This window comes from Porphyromonas loveana (assembly GCF_003096695.1).
Taxonomy (GTDB): Bacteria; Bacteroidota; Bacteroidia; order Bacteroidales; family Porphyromonadaceae; genus Porphyromonas; species Porphyromonas loveana.
In genome coordinates, this window is record NZ_QEKY01000001.1 from 139,209 (window position 1) to 157,823 (window position 18,615).

An 18,615-nucleotide genomic window follows, 5' to 3' on the forward strand; every position below is an offset into this window, starting at 1 on the left:
CTTGCAAGATGAAAAAAATGATGAAAGCACTCATCCCAACCCTTGGTATTGCTGCCGTAGCGGGGAGCATGGCTCCGGCGGCTAAGCCTGTTTCGTTTAGGGTGATGACATACAATGTGGAGAACCTCTTCGATACGTACGATGACAAAGAGAAGGATGATAACGACTTTCTTCCCGATGGGAAAATGGAGTGGACGGAGGGGCGATACAACCGCAAGCTCCGCCAGATCGCATCGGTTATCAGCGAAGTGGGGCAAGACAATTGGCCGGCATTAGTCGCATTGGCCGAGATTGAGAACGATACTGTGATGACCAATCTGATCCGTCGCACGCATCTTGGCCGTCAAGGCTACCAATATGTAATGACCAATAGCCCAGATAACCGAGGGATAGATGTCGCATTGCTCTATTTGCCAGAGCAGTTTCAGTTAGTGCACAAGGAGGAGTTTCGCATTCATTTCCGCGAAAGCAAAGACAAACGCTCGCGTAATATCCTGCATGCACGAGGACGTTTGGCCAATGGTGATCTGTTAGATGTGTTTGTCGGGCACTTCCCCTCGCGTAGAGGAGGGGTAGGAGAGAGCGATCCTGACAGACACGATGCCGCCCAACTGCTACGGGATAAGAGTGATGAAATTCTAAAGTCGAGGAAGAACGCCTATATCCTCATCATGGGCGATCTGAATAGCAACCCGTCCGAGGCTCCCCTCATACAGACGCTTCGTGCGCAGAACTCCCTGCCCAAAGATGGAAATGCCTCGATGTCACAGCTGTATAACCTAACCGGCAACCCTGTCCGGCAGACACCTCCGGGTACAACCATATATAAAGGGAAGTGGAAGCAGCTCGATCACATTATCGTATCGGGTAGTTTCTTGCGATCGGAGTCGCGTGTCCGCTATCGTGATGGCTCGGTCAAAAATGTGGTTTTGCCTCGTCTCGTCCGCGAAGCTCCGTACAACGTGTCGCGTATCGTGCCCAATCGCACTTATCAAGGGGTGTATTACAGAGGAGGGCACAGCGACCACCTGCCAGTGGTCGCCGACTTTATAGTAGATCTTTGACCCTCGCAGCTACTGTCTCCATCTGCCATCGAGGCGTGGAGGTAGCGCCGCAGATACCGATGTTGGAAGGCATCGGGTTCAGCATGGCGGGAGTAATGGCTTCGGGAGAGGAGATAAAGATGCTGCGGGGATTGACGTCTTGGCAGTGCTTGAATAAGATCTTTCCGTTCGAGCTCTTCTCTCCGGCGACGAAGAAGACCAGTTCGTGTGCCGCTGCAAACGCTTCGATATGTGGTATGCGGTTAGCCACTTGACGACAGATCGTGTCGTGGTGGTCGAAAGTCACTCCGGGTTCCATCCGAGAGGCGATACATTCGATAATGTGACGAAAGCCATCCAAACTCTTGGTCGTCTGGGAAAAGAGAATCACCGGCTTGCTGTAGTCTATCTTGTCCAGCTCTTCTTCGTTTTCGATGACGATGGCCATCCCATCTGTCTGCCCCACTAATCCGTTTACTTCTGCATGTCCTCTCTTGCCGTATATTACCACCTGAGCATCCAAGTGGCGTGATCCCTCGTATCGTGACTTGATCTGATTCTGCAGGCGCAGCACCACGGGACAGGTAGCATCCACAATAGTGAGATTATTTTCTTTCGCTGCTCGGTAAATATGAGGAGGTTCGCCATGCGCGCGCAGTAGCACTTTCTTGCCTTGGAGTTTGAAGAAAGTATTGTAATCGATTGTCTCCAATCCTCGATTGCCGAGCCTTTCCACCTCCAGCGTGTTGTGTACGATGTCGCCCAGGCAGTAGAGTTTGTCCTGACTATTGTCCAACTGCTCTTCCGCCTGCCTGATGGCATTGACCACGCCGAAGCAAAAGCCCGAGCCTTCGTCTATCTCAATAGGTATCATGCAGTGGTGATCTCTTCGAATCGCTTCAGGAGCCAAGCCTTTTGTTCGGGAATGGTTATTTCGGAGTTGTCCAAGACGATCGCATCTTCGGCCTGTCTTAGAGGAGAGACGGCACGAGTGGAATCGATCCGATCCCGCTCTTGCAGATTGGTCAGGACTGCTTCGAAAGTCGTGGTCGTATCACCTTTGGAACGCAATTCGTCCAATCGGCGTTGTGCACGCACCTCCGGTCGTGCGGTGACGAATACCTTCATTTCCGCCTGTGGGAAGACTGTCGTGCCTATGTCACGTCCGTCCATCACGATTCCTCGTGCCTCGCCCATGGCTTGCTGCTCGCGCACCATCGCTTCGCGCACGAAGTCAAGGGTGGCGATGGGGCTTACTTTGGCCGACACTTCCATCCCGCGTATTTCGCGCTCTACGTTTTCCCCGTTCAGATAGGTCTCGGGAAGTTTCGTCTCGGGGTTGAGTCGGAACGTAATACGAACCTGCTCCATCTCTCTGCGGAGTGTTTCGGTGTCAAGCTTCTCGCCCTGCCACAGTCCGCGACGGATGCTGTAGAGCGTGACGGCGCGGTACATGGCACCGGTGTCCACGTAAACATAGCCGATGGCTTGCGCCAGGTCCTTGGCCATGGTGCTCTTGCCGCAAGAGCTGTGGCCGTCTATTGCGATAATAATAGGATGTGTCATGAAAGAGGGATCATTAGAATATGCTATGCCCGCCGAGTCGGATGCCTATCGAGCACATGAACGAAAGTGCAGCCGGATGGTACGAAGCAGTAGAAACGGAAACGCGCATGGCGCCGGAGGTAAATCCGAATCCGGCCGAGAGCCCGCCCCATTTGTTGCCGCCTTCGATCTTGAAGTCTTGTGCGATCTGCGGGGTATAACCCAGTCCCACCCAGAAGTTTTCCGAGGGAGTGAACTCTGCCCCCAGAGAGAAATGTCTGAGAAACTTTTGGGCCTTGGTCAGATCAGTTGGCACCAGATGTTTGAAGTAGTGCGGATTCAGGTTGAAAAGGGTGATATGTGCCCTAAAAGGAGCACTGACAAAGCTGCGAGAAAAGCCCAACTGGAAGTCCCAAGCGAGAGGCTCACGCTCATCCGTATAGCCGTTGAGCTGTGCCCCTACGTTCTTGAACAAGGCGGAGGCGGAGTAGCCCTTGTCGTCATCGTAGTAGCTGATGCCCACATCGACCCCCACTCCGAACGAATTGTACGTCTCGATGGAGGAGTAGAGAGCCTTCAAACTCACACCGCCACGGAAGTAGTCGCTCAGCTCGTGGCTGTAGAAGCCCTGTACGGCTATGTCCGATGCTCCGAATGTGCCTGTGGACTGGGCGTTGGGGTCGTACCCCTGCATGGTGCCATAGTTGAGGAAGCGGGCACCCACACCCCACATGCCGCGCTCACCGACGGATGCGGCATAGACGGCGTTGCCCATATGAGAGCCTCCCATATAATAAAGGTAGGAGATGAATACGCGATTGCCGGACTCATCGCCCAACAATGCCGGATTCTCAAATGCCAGCCCGGGGTCGTCATCCACTATGGTGATAGCCTTACCCCCTGCCGCCATGGCCTGAGCTGTGGCAGGGAGATTCAGAAAACGGAATACTTGCTTCTCTTGCTGTGCACTGAGAGTGACGGCAAGAGCGAGAAATCCCAGTATGATGCCTAAATACTTGCGAATCATGAACACGCGGTTGTGATGATGATGAGCAAAGATACTCTTTTCCACCTTGTATATATAACGATGGGGTGGCCGTCCTATTGTTTGGCGAGGATTATGCTCTCTGTGCGCGGACGGTTGCTTCGTGTCGCCAATGCCTCAATAGGACTCTGTCTATGGGGCAAAAAGAAGAGACTGCATCCCGACCCATTGATCGCGTGGCAGTCTCTTTTTCGTTGTTGAGTATTGTGTGTTCTTTCTCGGATCAACTGCTCCAAGGCAGGAGCTTCTTGAGGTCGGGTACGCGGCCGAAGCTGACCAACCGACGTGAGAAGTATGCACTGCGGCTGAGCTTCTCAATGACGATCCCTCGCGAATTGCTGCTGTGCATCATGGTGATGTCGTCGCCATCGACGGCGATCACCAGTGCTACGTGACCCACGCGACTGCTTTTGGCATTGCGACCTTTGAAGAAAAGGAGGTCGCCCGGACGCACTTCGTCGCGCTTGATAGGTGTGGTGTATTGGCTTTGTGCTGCAGCATTGCGCGGCAGTTTGATGTCAAACTTGGAGTAGAGGTAGGAGACGTATCCGGAGCAATCCATCGGCCATGGCGACGGTCCGCGATAGCGGTAGGGCTTGCCGAGGAAGGTACGCCCCAGATTGATCAGTTTGTCTATGATAGGTGCTTGGGCTTCTTCGGTCGTTCCCTTTTGAGAGGGGGCGGACATTTCTTGTCCGTGGCGCACCTTGTTGTAGAGCTGCATGGCATGTTCGGTGCTGAACAGGCTCTGCGCCTTCAGAAGCGTAGGGGATGAAAATATGATGGCGAATAGCGTAAGGAGTGTCACTCTCACTGTGCGCTTTTTTCTCATAAGTGCTTGTTTTAGAGGAACTAATAGGCGTGATTTGTCACTTTTCCGGCAAATCACTTCCCGACAAAGATAGAAAAATTTCTTTAAACCGTTCCATCCTCTTCCTGCATCTTTTGCCTGTTTCGTATCGCGTGTGCGTATATATAAACGCGGTGCGTCGTCGGGAAGTAGAGATATTACAGTCATCCGATGTATGAGACCGATGGGATTAGCCGGAAAGATAGGGCACGCTTCCTGTAATACTGGGGCAATTCTTGATGAGGCGTGAGGTGGTCGGGTCGGATTTACGTGCCAAAAAACGACCGGAACACGCGCCAAAAATCCGGAAAAATGGGGCCAAAATTTTTTCGTTTTGGCGCGAAAAATTTTCGGAAATGGCGCCTTTTCGAAAATAATTATGCGCCATGTTTTTTGGCACTACATACGACACTTTTTTCGCGCCAGAGTGCCTTATCGCAGAGCCTCGTGTATGGCTGGCATCGAAGCTTCGCAAGCGGGCGGACAAGCGTGTCGGCTTCTTGCTGTTTAGTCCTGCCAACGAGATAAATGTCGTATATTTGTACCTCGGTATTTTATGCTGCTTAAAAAGATAATGATGAATAGCAAAGGAAATATACGACTGGTAGACGAGGACGAAGATGATAGTTATCCCGTCATTTTCCCCGTATTGTCGGTTTGTGAAGACGACGAAGATTTCAAAGTAAAGGAGGATCTCATGCAGGAGGAGATGCCTATTCTGGCACTCCGCAACATGATTCTTTTCCCGGGCGTAGCCATGCCCATCATGGTGGGTAGGGAGAAGTCCCTCAAACTCATTAAATACGTAGAGAAGAAAGGTGTTTACTTTGGTGCCATCTCTCAGCGCGACATGGACGTGGAGGAACCCGAACGGAGCGACCTGTACGACGTGGGCGTCGTGGCCGAGATTATCAGAGTCTTGGAGATGCCCGACGGCACTACGACAGCGATCGTGCAAGGACGTCAGCGGTTTGCCCTACAGGAGATAACTGCCACGGAGCCTTTCATGAAGGGGCGGGTGAAGCTCCTTACGGATGTGTTGCCGGCCAAGAATAAGGATCATGAGTTCGAAGCTCTCGTATCCACCATACAGGATATGAGCCTCAAGATGATGGAGTTGCTGGCAGAGCGTCCACCTCGCGAGCTGATTCTCTCGATGCGTCGGAACAAGAACCCGATGTACCAGATCAACTTCGCCTCGGCCAATATCTCTACGAGCATAGCCGTCAAGCAGGAACTCCTCGAAATCAGCAGCATGAAGGACAGGGGCTACCGCCTCCTCTACCTCCTGCACAAGGAATTGCAAGTGATGGAGCTGAAGGCTTCGATCCAGATGAAGACGCGTGAGGAGCTGGACAAGCAGCAGAAGGAGTACTTCCTGCAGCAGCAGATCAAGACCATCCAAGAGGAGTTAGGCGGAAACATTAACGATATAGAAGTACAGGAGCTGCGTGCCAAGGCCGCGGGTATGAAGTGGAGCCCCGAGGTGGCGGAGACTTTCGAGAAAGAACTTCGCAAACTGGAGCGCCTGCACCCGCAGTCGCCCGATTACTCCGTACAGATGCAGTATGTGCAGACGATCATCGGCCTGCCATGGGGTGTATTCAGCAAGGACAACTTCAATCTGAAGCGTGCCCAAACCGTGCTGGACAGAGACCACTTCGGCCTAGAGAAGGTGAAGGAGCGCATCATTGAGCACTTGGCCGTTCTCAAAATGAAAGGCGATATGAAGTCGCCCATCATCTGTCTTTATGGTCCTCCGGGCGTGGGTAAGACCTCTCTCGGCAAGAGCATTGCGGAGAGTTTGGGGCGTAAGTATGTGCGCATATCGCTGGGAGGCTTGCACGACGAGGCGGAGATCCGCGGACACAGACGCACCTACATCGGTGCCATGTGCGGGCGCATCATCCAGAGTCTGCAACGTGCCGGCACGTCCAATCCTGTCTTTGTCCTCGACGAGATAGACAAGATCGACAGCGACTACAAGGGCGACCCTTCTTCGGCGCTGCTCGAAGTGCTCGATCCCGAGCAGAACAATGCTTTCCACGACAACTATCTGGATATAGACTACGACCTGAGCCATGTGCTCTTCATCGCCACGGCCAATAGTCTCAGCACCATCTCCCGTCCTCTCCTGGACCGTATGGAGCTGATCGATGTGAGTGGCTATATTATAGAAGAGAAGGTGGAGATTGCAGCCCGTCACCTGGTGCCCAAGCAGTTGGTAGAGCATGGATTCAAGAAGAACGACATTAAGTTTACCAAGAAGACCTTGGAGAAGCTTATTGACGACTATACGAGAGAGAGTGGCGTGCGCTCGCTGGAGAAGCAAATCGCAACCGTCATTCGCAAGATAACGAAAGAAGCTGCGATGAACGGCACCCATCCGACCAAGGTGGAGCCGTCCGATCTGGTCACCTACCTGCGTGCTCCGCGTTATACGCGCGACCGCTATCAGGGCAATGGCGATGCCGGTGTGGTCGTGGGGCTGGCATGGACTTCAGTGGGAGGTGAGATACTCTTCATCGAGACGAGCCTGCATCGCGGACGTGAACCCAAGCTGACACTCACTGGTAACCTCGGGGATGTGATGAAGGAGTCAGCGGTCATTGCCTTGGACTATGTGCGTGCACACAGTGACGAACTGGGCATTTCGCAAGAGATATTCAATAATTGGCAAGTGCACATACACGTGCCCGAGGGTGCTATCCCTAAGGATGGCCCGAGTGCCGGTATCACAATGGTGACCTCTCTGGTGTCGGCACTGACACGTCGTAAGGTGCGCGCGAGCATCGCCATGACGGGCGAGATCACGCTGAGGGGCAAGGTGTTGCCCGTGGGGGGCATCAAGGAAAAAATCCTTGCGGCGAAACGTTCGGGTATTAAGGAGATCATCCTATGCGAAGAGAACCGCAAGGATATTGAGGAGATCAACGATATCTATCTCAAAGGGCTTACCTTCCACTACGTCTCTACTATCAACGACGTCTTGCAAAAGGCCTTGCTCGACGAGAAAGTAACAGACACTGCCGATATTTCTTCTTTCGACAAGAATGCGGAAGAGGACAAAGCAGAGAAAGACAGCTAAACACTATGCCGAATACAGCAGAACAGTTCGAGCACGTGCTCACCGTCTGTCGCGAGGTCTTCAGCAAGAAGCTCCACGACTACGGCACTTCGTGGCGGATCATGCGCCCCGAGTCGCTGACCGACCAGCTTTACATCAAGGCCAATCGCATCCGCAACATCCAGATGTTGGGGCAGAGTCGGGTGGACGAAGGTGTGGAGCCGGAGTTTATCGGTATCGTCAATTATGGTGTGATCGCCCTCATTCAGCTGGATCTGGGCGTGGCGAATCGTCCCGAGATGGACCCTGCCGAAGCGCTGCGACTCTACGATGAGAAGAGCCATGAGGCGATGAGGCTGATGTTGGACAAGAATCACGACTACGGAGAGGCTTGGCGACAGATGCGTGTCTCGTCTTTTGCCGATCTCATCCTGACGAAAATATTCAGAACCAAGGAGATCGAGGATCTCGGTGGTGAGACATTTATATCCGAAGGTGTCGATGCCAATTACATGGATATGATCAACTATGCTATTTTTGCACTGATACAGTTGGGTATATGAAGCGTTTTCTGGCAGAACTCTCTCGGATTATCCTGGGACTGACGTTTGTCTTCTCTGGCTTTGTCAAGGCGATTGACCCGCAAGGCGGGGCCATTAAGATCGGCGAATACTTCACCGCTTTCTCGTGGCCTAAGGCAGATAGTCTCTCCCTTTCGCTCAGCATCCTTTTGTGCTGTGGCGAGTTTATCTTGGGAGCTCTCTTATTGATGGGCATTTACAGGCGCACGGCTGTACGACTCATCTTTGCTTTCATGTGTGTCATGACCCCGCTTACGCTCTATCTGGCTATATTCAATCCGGTGGCTGAGTGTGGTTGCTTCGGCGATGCCATCATGGTGAGCAATTGGGAGACCTTTTTCAAAAATGTAGTCCTGCTCGCAGCGGCTACTTTCCTCTTGAAAAATGCCCGCAAACCGCAAATGCTTTTCTCTGCCAACGGCCGTTGGCTTCCTGCTATACTCGCCATTGGTGGCATTTTTGTCTTCACCATTGCCAATCTGGTGTATCTCCCGATGCTGGATTTTCGGCCTTTCAAAGTGGGGAAGTCGCTAAGTGAGCTTACGCAGGTGCCCGACGGAGCACCGGAGGATGTGTATGACTACGTTTTTGTCTACGAGAAAAATGGCAAGAAGGAGGAGTTCGACATGGAGAATTTGCCCGACGAGACTTGGACTTATGTCGATCGTCATGAGCGATTGATCAAGAAAGGCTACACACCGCCCGTCACAGATTTTTTGTTGTTGCGTGATGGCGAGGACGTAACCTCGCAAATCGTCAATGACGATGGCGTGACTCTCTTGTTACTCTCTCCCACATGGGAAAAAGCTCGGGACGAAAAGATGGACAATATCAGCGAAATGTACGATTATGCCTGCGCTCACGGATGGAATTTCTACGGCGTTTCCGCCTCCACTTCGGACGAAATTTCTGCATGGAGATACAATACCGGTGCGGACTATCCGATGCTCTTTTTGGATGCTGTTACGGTCAAGACGGTTACGCGTGGCAACCCTTCGTTGATAATCCTCAAGGATGGTGTGATCCGAGGTAAGGTGAGCGATGCCGGTTTCCCGAACGTAGGGCAGGCACAAGCCTTCTTCGATCGCTATCTCGAAGGAGAGATATATCGTAATACTTACTGGGGAAGGCTCTCAATACTCATCGTATGGGCTGCTGTTTTCCTCTTTGGTGTTTCTCGCAAAATAGGGTTCTATGTCAGTTCTTTGTCCCATAGTCGGAAGACCGACGAGTAAGTAATCTACAGAGACGGACTGAACGACAGAATCAACACATACAAATCCCCCTAAATTCTTGGTTAGTTATGAGAAAAAACATTGTAGCTGGCAATTGGAAAATGAACAAAACCCTCCAAGAGGGGCTTGCTTTGGCGAAAGAATTGGATGCGGCTCTGAAGGGACGTACGGTCAATTGTGACGTAATCATCGGTACACCCTTTATTCATTTGGCGAGTATAGCAGCTGCGATCGACACCACGCGTATTGGCGTTGCAGCTGAGAACTGTGCAGATAAGGAGTCCGGAGCTTACACCGGCGAGGTGTCAGCCACTATGGTGGCGAGCACAGGGGCGCGATATGTAATCATAGGTCACAGCGAGCGCCGTGCCTATTATCACGAGACTTCTCCCATCCTAATGGAGAAAGTGAAGTTGGCTCTTGCCAACGGACTCACACCGATCTTCTGTGTTGGGGAAGTATTGGCTGAACGCGAAGCCGGCACGCACTTTGAAGTGGTGGCTCGTCAAGTAGAAGAAGCCCTCTTCGGTCTGAAAAAGGAAGACTTCGGCAAGATTGTATTGGCTTACGAACCGGTATGGGCTATCGGTACCGGCCGAACGGCTACAGCCGACCAGGCTCAAGAAATGCACGCACACATCCGTAAGATCGTCGCTGCCCGTTACGGAGAAGAGGTCGCTGCGGATTGTTCTATCCTCTATGGTGGTAGCTGCAATGGCGAGAACGCCAAGGAGCTTTTCAGCCGTCCTGATGTAGATGGCGGGCTCATCGGAGGAGCATCTCTCTCTGTAGAGAAGTTCATGCCCATCATCGAAGCATTCTAAAAGTGCGCCAGTGCGCATGGCCCTACGGGCAAGTTTCAATAAAAAGAGGAATCAAACAGAAATGAAATCGATTATCACGCTAAGTATCTTGCTCCTGACATTGGCTTGCGGTTCCCTTGTGGAAGCACAGGTATCCTCGTCGGCACATAGCAAGGCTCCGGTCAGCATCTTCGAAGCTCTGGGTACAGAGCAGAACGGCGAAGGCGTCATCACCATCTACCAACCGGCTGCAGTGAAAGCTGCAGTGGGGCGGGTGTCGGGACGTCTCTCGGGGTTGATCGAAACCGAAGGCGGCATCCGTGTTATGCAGGGCTATCGTGTGCAGGTGTATAATGGCAATGTAGCCTCTTCGAAGCGGGACGCTAATCATCGTGCAGCACAGATCGCGCAGATGCATCCCGAGCTACAGTGCTATCTCACCTATCGCGCACCTTTCTGGCGATTGCTCGTAGGAGACTTCGCCTCGCGGCAGGAAGCAGACGAAGCTGTGCGACAACTCAAGAAATCATTCCCCTCCTATGCACGTGAGATATACGTCGTAAGAGACAAGATACGCTTAGGTAACTAACCTCATGACAGAAATAGAAAAAGAAGAAGTGCGCCTCCGGCTTCAGCATCACTACTCAGAGGTGCTGTCGTTGCTCGGAGAGAATCCCGAGCGCGAGGGCTTGCTCAAAACTCCGCTCCGTGTGGCCAAGGCCATGCAGTTCCTCACCAAAGGATACAATGAAGACCCCGAAGCCATCCTTCGCTCGGCTATGTTCGAGGAGGACTACCAGCAGATGGTGATTGTGAAGGACATCGATTTCTTTTCGATGTGTGAGCACCATATGCTCCCCTTCTTCGGCAAGGCTCACGTGGGCTATATCCCCAATCGGCATATCACCGGTCTGAGCAAGCTCCCCCGTGTAGTCGATGTTTTTGCTCGTCGCCTGCAAGTACAGGAGCGACTGACGACACAGATCAAGGAGTGCATCCAGAAGACGCTCGACCCCTTGGGCGTCATCGTCGTCATCGAAGCTCAGCATATGTGCATGCAGATGCGTGGTGTGGAGAAGCAGAACTCGCTCACGACGACGAGCGACTTTACCGGAGCTTTTGAGGAATCGACCACGCGTGAGGAGTTTCTCAATCTGATCGGTCGCAGACGTTAGGCGAGATTACACGTTCCGTCGAGTGCATAAAAGCAATGCCCCACAGAGGTCTTTTCCTCTGTGGGGCATTGCTTTTTCTGTTTCGGAGGGAGGTCCGGATCAGAATGCAGCGCGGATTTTTTCCGCTATGGCAGCAAGCTCTTCCTGCGAGGGTGTCAGTTTCGTACGGCCGAAATGCATATCGGCTTCCGACTGCATCGGCACCAAGTGAATGTGTGCATGGGGCACTTCGAGCCCGATCACCGTCATCCCCACCTTGATGCAGGGGATGGCACGACCGATGGCTCCTGCCACTTGCTTGGCAAAGACCATCATCTCTCCCAGTTCGGCATCGTCCAGGTCGAAGATGTAGTCCACTTCCTTGCGGGGCACCACCAGCGTGTGGCCGGCAGCGAGGGGATTGATGTCGAGGAAAGCAAAGAACTTGTCGTTCTCCGCGATCTTATGGCAAGGTATTTCGCCTGCCATGATGCGGCTGAAAATAGTCATGAATCAGCGTCTTTATAGGGTGATGTCAATAATCTCGAACTCCACTTCTCCGCTGGGCACCTTGATCGCAGCGATGTCGCCCACCTTCTTTCCCATCAGGCCTTGCGCGATGGGCGTATTGACGGATATCTTGTTTTCTTTCAGATTAGACTCCGAATCGGACACGAGCGTATAGGTCATCACGGCCCCCGTCTTCATGTTCTTGATCGTCACCTTGTTCAGTATCTGCACGCACTCGGTGCTCACTTGCGATTCGTCTATGATGCGCGCATTAGCGATCAGCCCTTTGAGTTGGGCGATTTTTGTTTCCAGGATGCCTTGAGCTTCCTTGGCGGCATCGTATTCGGCGTTCTCGGACAAGTCGCCTTTGTCGCGAGCCTCAGCTATCTGCCGAGAGATCTCGGGACGCTGCACGCTTTCGAGTTCGTTCAGTTCAGCGAGGATCTTGTCGTATCCTTCCTGAGTAATATAATTGTAAGCCATCTTTCGTTCGTGTATGTAACGTTTCTAATAATTTTCTCTGTTAGACTGCAGAACGAACCATCCGACAAAAGCTAAAAAAGAATCTCGGCTCATTCCTGTCGCAATATGCGGAATGTCTCCGAAACTCTCTGATTACGTTGTCGGCAATGGACGCTGCGAGGTCCTCTGCAAAGATAGTAATCTTTTCATTACCAATTCATCCTGTCTTTTGTCGCTTACGGGAGGTGTGTAGCGCAAGGTCTGTTCGGGAGAGAGCCGAGGGATGTAAAAGCTCTTCCGGAAAGGCCTATGTTTCATGAGTAATTCGGTTGGGCAGACAAGAACAATGGGGCATTACGTTTTTTTACTCACTGCGCACCGACGGGAGCGGTGGTGTGTCGTTCTCGAATATATAGACCAAAATCTCGCAGAATATGGTGCCAAAAATCCCGAAAAATCGCGCCAAAAATTTTTTGATTTGGCGCATAATTTTTTTCAAAATGGCGCCAAAATAATTTCTTTTTGGCGCGTGTTTTTTTCGACCGTATGCGCGGGCCGGATATCATATACATCTACCTGTTTTTTGCCAGTGCGTATCCTTTGCAGGATTGGCACCGTAGTAGGTGGTTTTGGGTGGGCAGGTAATAATTGCTATCTTTGATACTTTATAAAAATAGGAGTCGGTGCTGTGCTCGACAGTCAGCCGTTGCAGGTGTCGGACTCCTCAATGATAAACGAAAATATGACTGCTGTGGACGCATCGACATATCCTTTCTTTCGCCGCGATATGAGTTGGCTTGCCTTCAACGAACGTGTGTTGATGGAGGCCGCCGATCGCACCCTGCCGGTGTACGACAGGATCAAATTCCTCTCTATATTCTCCTCCAACCTCGAAGAGTTCTATACAGTGCGTGTGGCCTATCATCAGGCTGTGCTCCAGAAGCGCCGCGATCGTAACGATGCAGAAGAGGATGCCGATGCCGATGTGCACATCCTCCAGGCCATACGGGAGACTGTGATGCGACAGGACGACCACTACTATCGCATCTTCTACGACCAGATACTGCCCACGCTGGAGGAGCACGGCATCCGGCTGCGCACGCACGCTCCGTCCCATCCCGATCATCGTGCCTATCTGCGTCGATTCTTCCATGAGGAGGTGTTCCCGCTGCTCTATCCCATGCTCTTGTTACCGGGCAAGGTGCGCACGTTCATCCGATCGGGTAGGGTGTATCTGGCAGTGCGTCTGCACGAAATAGGAGCTGCAGAGAACGAATATAGCTACGCTCTTCTCAATGTGCCGACGGACGGCTTGCCCCGATTTGTGGATATGCCGCGCCTGCAGACTGATACCTTCCATTATTACTCTTTCCTCGAAGATATTATCAAGGAACATCTTGATGTGGTATTCCCCGGTTACGAGGTGCTGGACAGCTATTCGATCAAAGTGTCGCGCGATGCGGACTTGCTCCTCGATGTGCAGCGGACGGAAGACCTCCCGGGGGAGATTCGTAAGAAAGTGAAGACGCGGAAACTGGGTGCTCCCACGCGTTTCATGTATGACGGGCGTATGCCGGAGGACGTGCTCCACTATATATGCAGTTCGTGCGATATCGATCCTGAGGAAGCTATTCGCAGCGGCAACTATGTCAATCTTCAAGATCTGGCGCATCTGCCCAATCCCTTTGCACCGAGACTGGAGACCGTAACACCCGAGCCGCTACTCTCTCGTCAGCTGGAGCAAGCTCCTTCGCTTATGGAAGGTATCCGTCAGCGAGACTATCTCATCCATGTGCCCTATCATACCTACGACTATGTGGTGCGCCTTCTGCTGGAAGCTGCATTCTCTCCCGACGTCTCGGAGATACGCCTCACGCAGTATCGTGTGGCGGAGAATTCTTCGATTATCAGCGCACTGGAGGCCGCCGCACAGAGTGGCAAGAAAGTATCGGTCTTCGTGGAACTCAAGGCACGATTCGACGAGGAGAACAATCTCCGTCTCTCGGAGCGGATGCGTCGCTCCGGGATTCGCATCGTTTACAGCATGCCGGGGCTCAAAGTCCATGCCAAGACGGCTCTCATCCTGCATCACCCGCGCGCCGGCGAGCGTCCGCAGGGTATTGCGTTGCTATCGACCGGTAATTTCAACGAGACTACCGCCCGCATCTATTCGGATACGACTCTGATGACAGCCAATACGGATATTGTGCACGATGTGTACCGTCTCTTCCGTATTCTCGACGGTGACCCCGAGCCGGCACGTTTCACCCGGCTCTTAGTGGCACGCTACAACATGAGCGAAGCCATCACCCATCTGATCGATCGGGAGATAGAACACGTGAAGCAAGGTCGGCGCGGCTATATGCTGCTGAAGATGAACGGGCTCCAAGACAAGAATGTAATCACGCAGCTCTACAAGGCTTCGGAAGCGGGAGTGGAGATCGATCTGATTGTGCGGGGTATTTGCTGTCTTGTTCCTGACATGCCGCAGAGTCGTAATATCCGCGTAACAAGGTTGGTGGACATGTATTTGGAGCATAGTCGCATCTGGTGTTTCCACAATGCAGGGGACGAGGAGGTATTCATTTCTTCCGCCGACTGGATGAAGCGTAATCTCTACAACCGCATCGAGACGGCTTGTCCCGTGTTGGATCCGGTTCTTCGTCGCGAGATTATAGACATTCTGGAAATTCAGCTTAGTGATAATATCAAAGCTTGCCGCATCGACTCGTCGCTGAACAACATCTATAAGCACAACAGCAGTGCCGTCCCTGTCCGTGCACAGACGGCCATCTATCGCTATCTCAAAGAAAAAGAAGAAGCAATATCTCTCTAACCGGTCAATGATGAAACGGAACTACATTTTCCGCACTCTAATCCTCCTTCTTTCATGTCTGAGCCCGGCTCTCATGCCTGCCGCGGCACAACAGACCGAAGCCTTCCGTAGTTGGCATCGCGATAAGTTCAGCCTTTTTATTCACTACGGCCTCTACAGTGAGCTTGGCGGTGTGTGGCAGGGTAAGCCTGTGAAGGATGGTTATAGCGAACAGATCTATTCTTTCGGCATACGGGACATGAGCCAGTACGAACCGTTGGCGCAGCAGTTCCGTCCCGATCGGTGGAATGCCGATGCCATCGTGGCGCTGGCCAAGAAAGCGGGTATGCGCAGTATTGTCTTTACATCGAAGCATCACGATGGCTTCTGTATGTATCACTCGGCTGAGACTCCGTTTAATATCGTGGACGCTACGCCTACGCGGCGCGATGTGATGAAGGAACTGAGTGATGCCTGCCGACGTGCAGGAATGAAGTTTGGGGTCTATTTCTCTCTCATCGACTGGCATTTTCCCGAAGCTACTCCTATCAGCGATCACAATGCCGATCTCATCACACCCGCGCATCACCAATATAATATGCGTCAGGTGCGTGAGATCCTTACCAGCTATGGTCCTGTGAGTGAGCTGTGGTTCGATATGGGGTCGCTTTCTCCCGAGCAGAGCGAAGAGCTGTACCGATTGGTGCACGAACTGCAACCCGACTGTATGGTGAGCGGACGACTGGGCAATGACTGTGCTGACTTCGCTGTGATGGGCGACAATGAGCTGCCCACAGAGCCGATTGCCTTCCCTTGGCAGACGGCAGCATCGCTCTTTCCCGAGACCTGGGGCTATCGTTCTTGGCAGGAAAGAGGGACGATAGCCGACAAAGCCAATGAGAAAATAGAGGAGCTGATACGTGTTGTTTGTCGCGGAGGCAACTATTTACTGAATATCGGTCCCGAGGGTGACGGATCAGTATTGCCCTACGAGGCCGAAGTGCTCACGACTATTGGAGAGTGGTTGGCTTTGCATGGCGAGGCAATATACGATACGGAGCGTTCGCCTTTCGGTGAGCTTATGCCCTTTGGCGAAGTATCAACGAGAGATTCTGTCCTCTATCTCTTTATTCGTCCTGACATGGCAGGAAAGGAAGTATTTGTTCCCGTGAACGGGGATTATCTCGAAGAAGTGGCCAATCTCTCTACCTCCAGTACTCTCGATATGGTCATCCGTAAGGACGGTTTGCGCATCAAGATGCCGACTGTTATGCCGCGTCACCATCTGGTGCTGGCTCTTACTTTCAGCCGCCGTGACTTTGTTCTGGCCGATAAACCGCTGGCCTCTCCACTCAACCTGGCCAATAGTACCCGCATCTATGGGCATAGTTGTTGGGACTATTATACCGGATTCAAGAGCGTAACGGGGATGAAGTGGCAGGCTGTGGCGGCTCCGCATACCATTATATATACAGATGTAGAAGCGGGCAAAGAGCTGTCTCTCGCAGTCGGAGGCAAAGAGCAGATCATTCGGTTGGATGGCGGTAGGGTTGAGACGGTGACTGTACCGAAGCATGGTGTCCGACGAGGCAAACCCTATGTGCGTCGTGTGGGTGGTGTATTCGGGATGATTCCCGACCCAATACTCCGTGGAGATACATTACCTCAGCCTCAAGGTTGGCAGGAGATGCCCGTAGATCAAGTGGAACGTCTGCCTTGGGGAGAAATCAGCTCTTGCCTTTTGGTGCAAGACATTACCTCGGACAAGGAACAGACGATAGTCTGCCACCTGACTTTCGGCAATGGCATTTACGTGACGCTTAACGGCAAGCAAATCACAGCCGAGCTACAACGTCAAGCGGATACACCTAATGAGAGAATGGTACTTCTGCCTTTGCAGAAAGGAGCGAACCGCCTTGCTGTAAAATTCACCAACCGTTTCGGTGAGGATCTGGTGCGTGGCATCAGTTGGCCTCAGGCCTACAAGCGATATGTGCTACCGATCGGCGGTGCTTCGTCGGTATCAGTGGGCAAAAAAGGTGTCACAGTCGAACTGCGTCCGGCCTCCGTGCGCCATCAAGGAACGCCTGCGATCATTCCTAATATCGTCTTACTTTAAGAGAAAAGATAGGGAGACGCAAAAAAATATTGGCACAAAAGGCCAAATCTGTTGCGTAGTAAAAAATATCATATATCTTTGCAACGTCTTTCGAAGAGAGGGGCTTTTCTCTCAATCAAAATACTGCCAAAAGGGGCCTATAGCTCAGCTGGTTTAGAGCATCTGCCTTACAAGCAGAGGGTCATAGGTTCGAATCCTATTGGGCCCACTCGGATGGCAAAGTGAAAGATGGAAAGAGAGACAAAAAGGGGCCTATAGCTCAGCTGGTTTAGAGCATCTGCCTTACAAGCAGAGGGTCATAGGTTCGAATCCTATTGGGCCCACATCTTTTTGAGCCGTGCAAGTAAACACTTGTGCGGCTTTTTTGTTTTACATAAACACAAAGAGAATAAATGATGAAACGAATGATTATTTCTTTGGCAATGGGCGTCTCTCTATTCGCCTTTGCCCAAGCACAGGAAGCTACGCCTGATGCACCCAAGAAGGACTGGACCATAAAAGGAGTTACCGGTCTAAACGTATCCCAAACATCGCTGACCAACTGGGCTGCCGGAGGTGAGAACACAGTAGCCGGCAACGTGTATCTGAATGTGGATGCCAACTACTTGAAGAATAAGTGGAGTTGGGACAACGGTCTGCGTACGGACTTCGGTCTCACTTATACTGCCTCCAATAAGTGGAATAAGAGTGTGGACAAACTGGAACTCTTCACTAAAATCGGCTATGATCTGGGTCAGCATTGGTATGCCAGTGGCCTTTTCACTTTCCTGACGCAGTATGCCAAGGGTTATGAGAAAGCTACAGACCAGCAGAACGGTATCATGCATATTTCTAACCTCTTTGCACCGGCTTACTTCACGCTTGGTGCAGGTGCCGATTATAAGCCAAATGAGAAGTTCTCTCTTTACCTGTCACCTGCCACGGGCAAGCTGACGGTGGTTGCAGATGATTACCTCTCTTCTATCGGCGCGTTCGGTGTGGAGCCAGGGAAGAAGTCTATGTTCGAGATGGGAGCTCTTGTTGTGGCAACTGCCAATCTTCACTTGATGGAGAACGTGACGCTGATGACCAAAGCGAGCTTCTTCTCGGCGTATACGCACGACTTCGGCAACATTGATGTCAATTGGGAAGCGATGTTGGCCATGAAGGTGAATAGATTCCTCACCGCTACAGTGTCAACGAACCTCATTTACGACGATGATGTGAAGATCAACGGCGGTCCGAAGATTCAGTTCAAAGAAGTAGTAGGCGTAGGCTTCGCATACAACTTCTAATAAAGCAATTCTGCATTGCAGTCATAGGCTGCGACCATCTCCTTCGCGGGGATGGTCGCAGCCTTTTTATTTATTCCCGTGTTGTGCTGAGAAATTAGTACTTTTAGGCAGA

17 protein-coding genes and 2 tRNA genes are annotated in these 18,615 nt (G+C 52.0%); 12 read left to right on the top strand and 7 right to left on the bottom strand.

Annotated features, from left to right (window positions below; translation table 11 throughout):
* Positions 1 to 17: 17 nt before the first annotated feature.
* Positions 18 to 1,064, top strand: a complete 1,047-nt coding sequence (locus C7382_RS00575) for an endonuclease/exonuclease/phosphatase family protein (RefSeq protein WP_243405607.1) — start codon at positions 18 to 20, stop codon at positions 1,062 to 1,064.
* Here C7382_RS00575 and C7382_RS00580 read toward each other — a convergent pair.
* The 5 genes from C7382_RS00580 to C7382_RS00600 form a co-directional block, all read right to left on the bottom strand.
* Positions 1,048 to 1,917, bottom strand: coding sequence for a 4-hydroxy-3-methylbut-2-enyl diphosphate reductase (locus C7382_RS00580; protein ID WP_116678375.1), 870 nt, complete (start codon positions 1,915 to 1,917; stop codon positions 1,048 to 1,050). The two genes, C7382_RS00575 and C7382_RS00580, sit on opposite strands and share 17 nt — an antisense overlap.
* Complete coding sequence (cmk, locus tag C7382_RS00585) at positions 1,914 to 2,609, bottom strand: (d)CMP kinase (protein ID WP_116678376.1); 696 nt, start codon at positions 2,607 to 2,609, stop codon at positions 1,914 to 1,916. The genes C7382_RS00580 and cmk overlap by 4 nt, the downstream gene beginning before the upstream one ends.
* 13 nt (positions 2,610 to 2,622) lie before the next feature.
* Positions 2,623 to 3,660: a type IX secretion system protein PorQ gene (gene porQ, locus C7382_RS00590; RefSeq protein ID WP_243405608.1), complete on the bottom strand. Its 1,038-nt coding sequence runs from the start codon at positions 3,658 to 3,660 to the stop codon at positions 2,623 to 2,625.
* A gap of 196 nt (positions 3,661 to 3,856) precedes the next feature.
* Entirely contained in the window at positions 3,857 to 4,465 is a 609-nt protein-coding gene (locus tag C7382_RS00595; RefSeq protein WP_116678377.1) for a C40 family peptidase, read from the bottom strand.
* A 208-nt stretch (positions 4,466 to 4,673) separates the two neighbouring features.
* Positions 4,674 to 4,871 (bottom strand): hypothetical protein, encoded by a 198-nt coding sequence (locus tag C7382_RS00600; RefSeq protein ID WP_116678378.1) that lies wholly within the window; start codon positions 4,869 to 4,871, stop codon positions 4,674 to 4,676.
* Between the two features lie 189 nt (positions 4,872 to 5,060).
* Between C7382_RS00600 and lon the strand changes: the two genes are divergently transcribed.
* From lon to folE, 6 genes are all read left to right on the top strand, one after another.
* Positions 5,061 to 7,571, top strand: a complete 2,511-nt coding sequence (gene lon, locus C7382_RS00610) for an endopeptidase La (protein WP_116678453.1) — start codon at positions 5,061 to 5,063, stop codon at positions 7,569 to 7,571.
* 5 nt (positions 7,572 to 7,576) lie between these two features.
* Positions 7,577 to 8,113, top strand: a complete 537-nt coding sequence (locus C7382_RS00615) for a DUF1599 domain-containing protein (RefSeq protein WP_116678380.1) — start codon at positions 7,577 to 7,579, stop codon at positions 8,111 to 8,113.
* Positions 8,110 to 9,366, top strand: a complete 1,257-nt coding sequence (locus tag C7382_RS00620) for a BT_3928 family protein (protein WP_116678381.1) — start codon at positions 8,110 to 8,112, stop codon at positions 9,364 to 9,366. The genes C7382_RS00615 and C7382_RS00620 overlap by 4 nt, the downstream gene beginning before the upstream one ends.
* 68 nt (positions 9,367 to 9,434) lie before the next feature.
* Positions 9,435 to 10,190: a triose-phosphate isomerase gene (gene tpiA / locus C7382_RS00625; protein ID WP_116678382.1), complete on the top strand. Its 756-nt coding sequence runs from the start codon at positions 9,435 to 9,437 to the stop codon at positions 10,188 to 10,190.
* Between the two features lie 61 nt (positions 10,191 to 10,251).
* Complete coding sequence (locus C7382_RS00630) at positions 10,252 to 10,758, top strand: SPOR domain-containing protein (RefSeq protein WP_116678383.1); 507 nt, start codon at positions 10,252 to 10,254, stop codon at positions 10,756 to 10,758.
* A gap of 4 nt (positions 10,759 to 10,762) precedes the next feature.
* Positions 10,763 to 11,344, top strand: a complete 582-nt coding sequence (gene folE / locus C7382_RS00635; RefSeq protein ID WP_116678384.1) for a GTP cyclohydrolase I FolE — start codon at positions 10,763 to 10,765, stop codon at positions 11,342 to 11,344.
* Between the two features lie 99 nt (positions 11,345 to 11,443).
* On the opposite strand, the gene C7382_RS00640 is transcribed toward folE, so the two are convergent.
* On the bottom strand, positions 11,444 to 11,833 hold the full coding sequence (locus C7382_RS00640; RefSeq protein WP_116678385.1) for an HIT family protein: 390 nt from the start codon (positions 11,831 to 11,833) through the stop codon (positions 11,444 to 11,446).
* A 12-nt stretch (positions 11,834 to 11,845) separates the two neighbouring features.
* Positions 11,846 to 12,316 carry a transcription elongation factor GreA gene (greA, locus tag C7382_RS00645; RefSeq protein WP_116678386.1) on the bottom strand — a complete coding sequence of 157 codons (471 nt, stop codon included), beginning with the start codon at positions 12,314 to 12,316 and terminating at the stop codon, positions 11,846 to 11,848.
* Between the two features lie 730 nt (positions 12,317 to 13,046).
* Here greA and C7382_RS00650 point away from each other — a divergent pair.
* The 5 genes from C7382_RS00650 to C7382_RS00670 all read left to right on the top strand — a co-directional run bounded on the left by C7382_RS00650 (position 13,047) and on the right by C7382_RS00670 (position 18,503).
* Positions 13,047 to 15,131: an RNA degradosome polyphosphate kinase gene (locus tag C7382_RS00650; protein WP_116678454.1), complete on the top strand. Its 2,085-nt coding sequence runs from the start codon at positions 13,047 to 13,049 to the stop codon at positions 15,129 to 15,131.
* Between the two features lie 73 nt (positions 15,132 to 15,204).
* Complete coding sequence (locus C7382_RS00655; protein ID WP_373701130.1) at positions 15,205 to 17,229, top strand: alpha-L-fucosidase; 2,025 nt, start codon at positions 15,205 to 15,207, stop codon at positions 17,227 to 17,229.
* 133 nt (positions 17,230 to 17,362) lie between these two features.
* Positions 17,363 to 17,437 (top strand) — tRNA-Val (locus C7382_RS00660).
* Positions 17,438 to 17,477: 40 nt separating this feature from the next.
* Positions 17,478 to 17,552: transfer RNA gene (locus C7382_RS00665), tRNA-Val, on the top strand.
* A gap of 72 nt (positions 17,553 to 17,624) precedes the next feature.
* A complete protein-coding gene (locus C7382_RS00670) occupies positions 17,625 to 18,503 on the top strand; it encodes a DUF3078 domain-containing protein (RefSeq protein ID WP_116678455.1) in 879 nt (292 codons plus the stop codon).
* Positions 18,504 to 18,615: the final 112 nt, after the last annotated feature.

Bases quoted from the DNA above. Each gene is read 5' to 3' on its own strand.
- C7382_RS00580 (WP_116678375.1), bottom strand. From the start codon at position 1,917: ATGATACCTATTGAGATAGACGAAGGCTCGGGCTTTTGCTTCGGCGTG.
- tpiA (WP_116678382.1), top strand. From the start codon at position 9,435: ATGAGAAAAAACATTGTAGCTGGCAATTGGAAAATGAACAAAACCCTC.
- C7382_RS00630 (WP_116678383.1), top strand. From the start codon at position 10,252: ATGAAATCGATTATCACGCTAAGTATCTTGCTCCTGACATTGGCTTGC.
- C7382_RS00655 (WP_373701130.1), top strand. From the start codon at position 15,205: ATGCCTGCCGCGGCACAACAGACCGAAGCCTTCCGTAGTTGGCATCGC.
- lon (WP_116678453.1), top strand. From the start codon at position 5,061: ATGAATAGCAAAGGAAATATACGACTGGTAGACGAGGACGAAGATGAT.
- C7382_RS00620 (WP_116678381.1), top strand. From the start codon at position 8,110: ATGAAGCGTTTTCTGGCAGAACTCTCTCGGATTATCCTGGGACTGACG.
- C7382_RS00640 (WP_116678385.1), bottom strand. From the start codon at position 11,833: ATGACTATTTTCAGCCGCATCATGGCAGGCGAAATACCTTGCCATAAG.
- cmk (WP_116678376.1), bottom strand. From the start codon at position 2,609: ATGACACATCCTATTATTATCGCAATAGACGGCCACAGCTCTTGCGGC.
- greA (WP_116678386.1), bottom strand. From the start codon at position 12,316: ATGGCTTACAATTATATTACTCAGGAAGGATACGACAAGATCCTCGCT.
- C7382_RS00615 (WP_116678380.1), top strand. From the start codon at position 7,577: ATGCCGAATACAGCAGAACAGTTCGAGCACGTGCTCACCGTCTGTCGC.
- C7382_RS00670 (WP_116678455.1), top strand. From the start codon at position 17,625: ATGAAACGAATGATTATTTCTTTGGCAATGGGCGTCTCTCTATTCGCC.
- folE (WP_116678384.1), top strand. From the start codon at position 10,763: ATGACAGAAATAGAAAAAGAAGAAGTGCGCCTCCGGCTTCAGCATCAC.
- C7382_RS00595 (WP_116678377.1), bottom strand. From the start codon at position 4,465: ATGAGAAAAAAGCGCACAGTGAGAGTGACACTCCTTACGCTATTCGCC.
- C7382_RS00575 (WP_243405607.1), top strand. From the start codon at position 18: ATGATGAAAGCACTCATCCCAACCCTTGGTATTGCTGCCGTAGCGGGG.
- C7382_RS00600 (WP_116678378.1), bottom strand. From the start codon at position 4,871: ATGGCGCATAATTATTTTCGAAAAGGCGCCATTTCCGAAAATTTTTCG.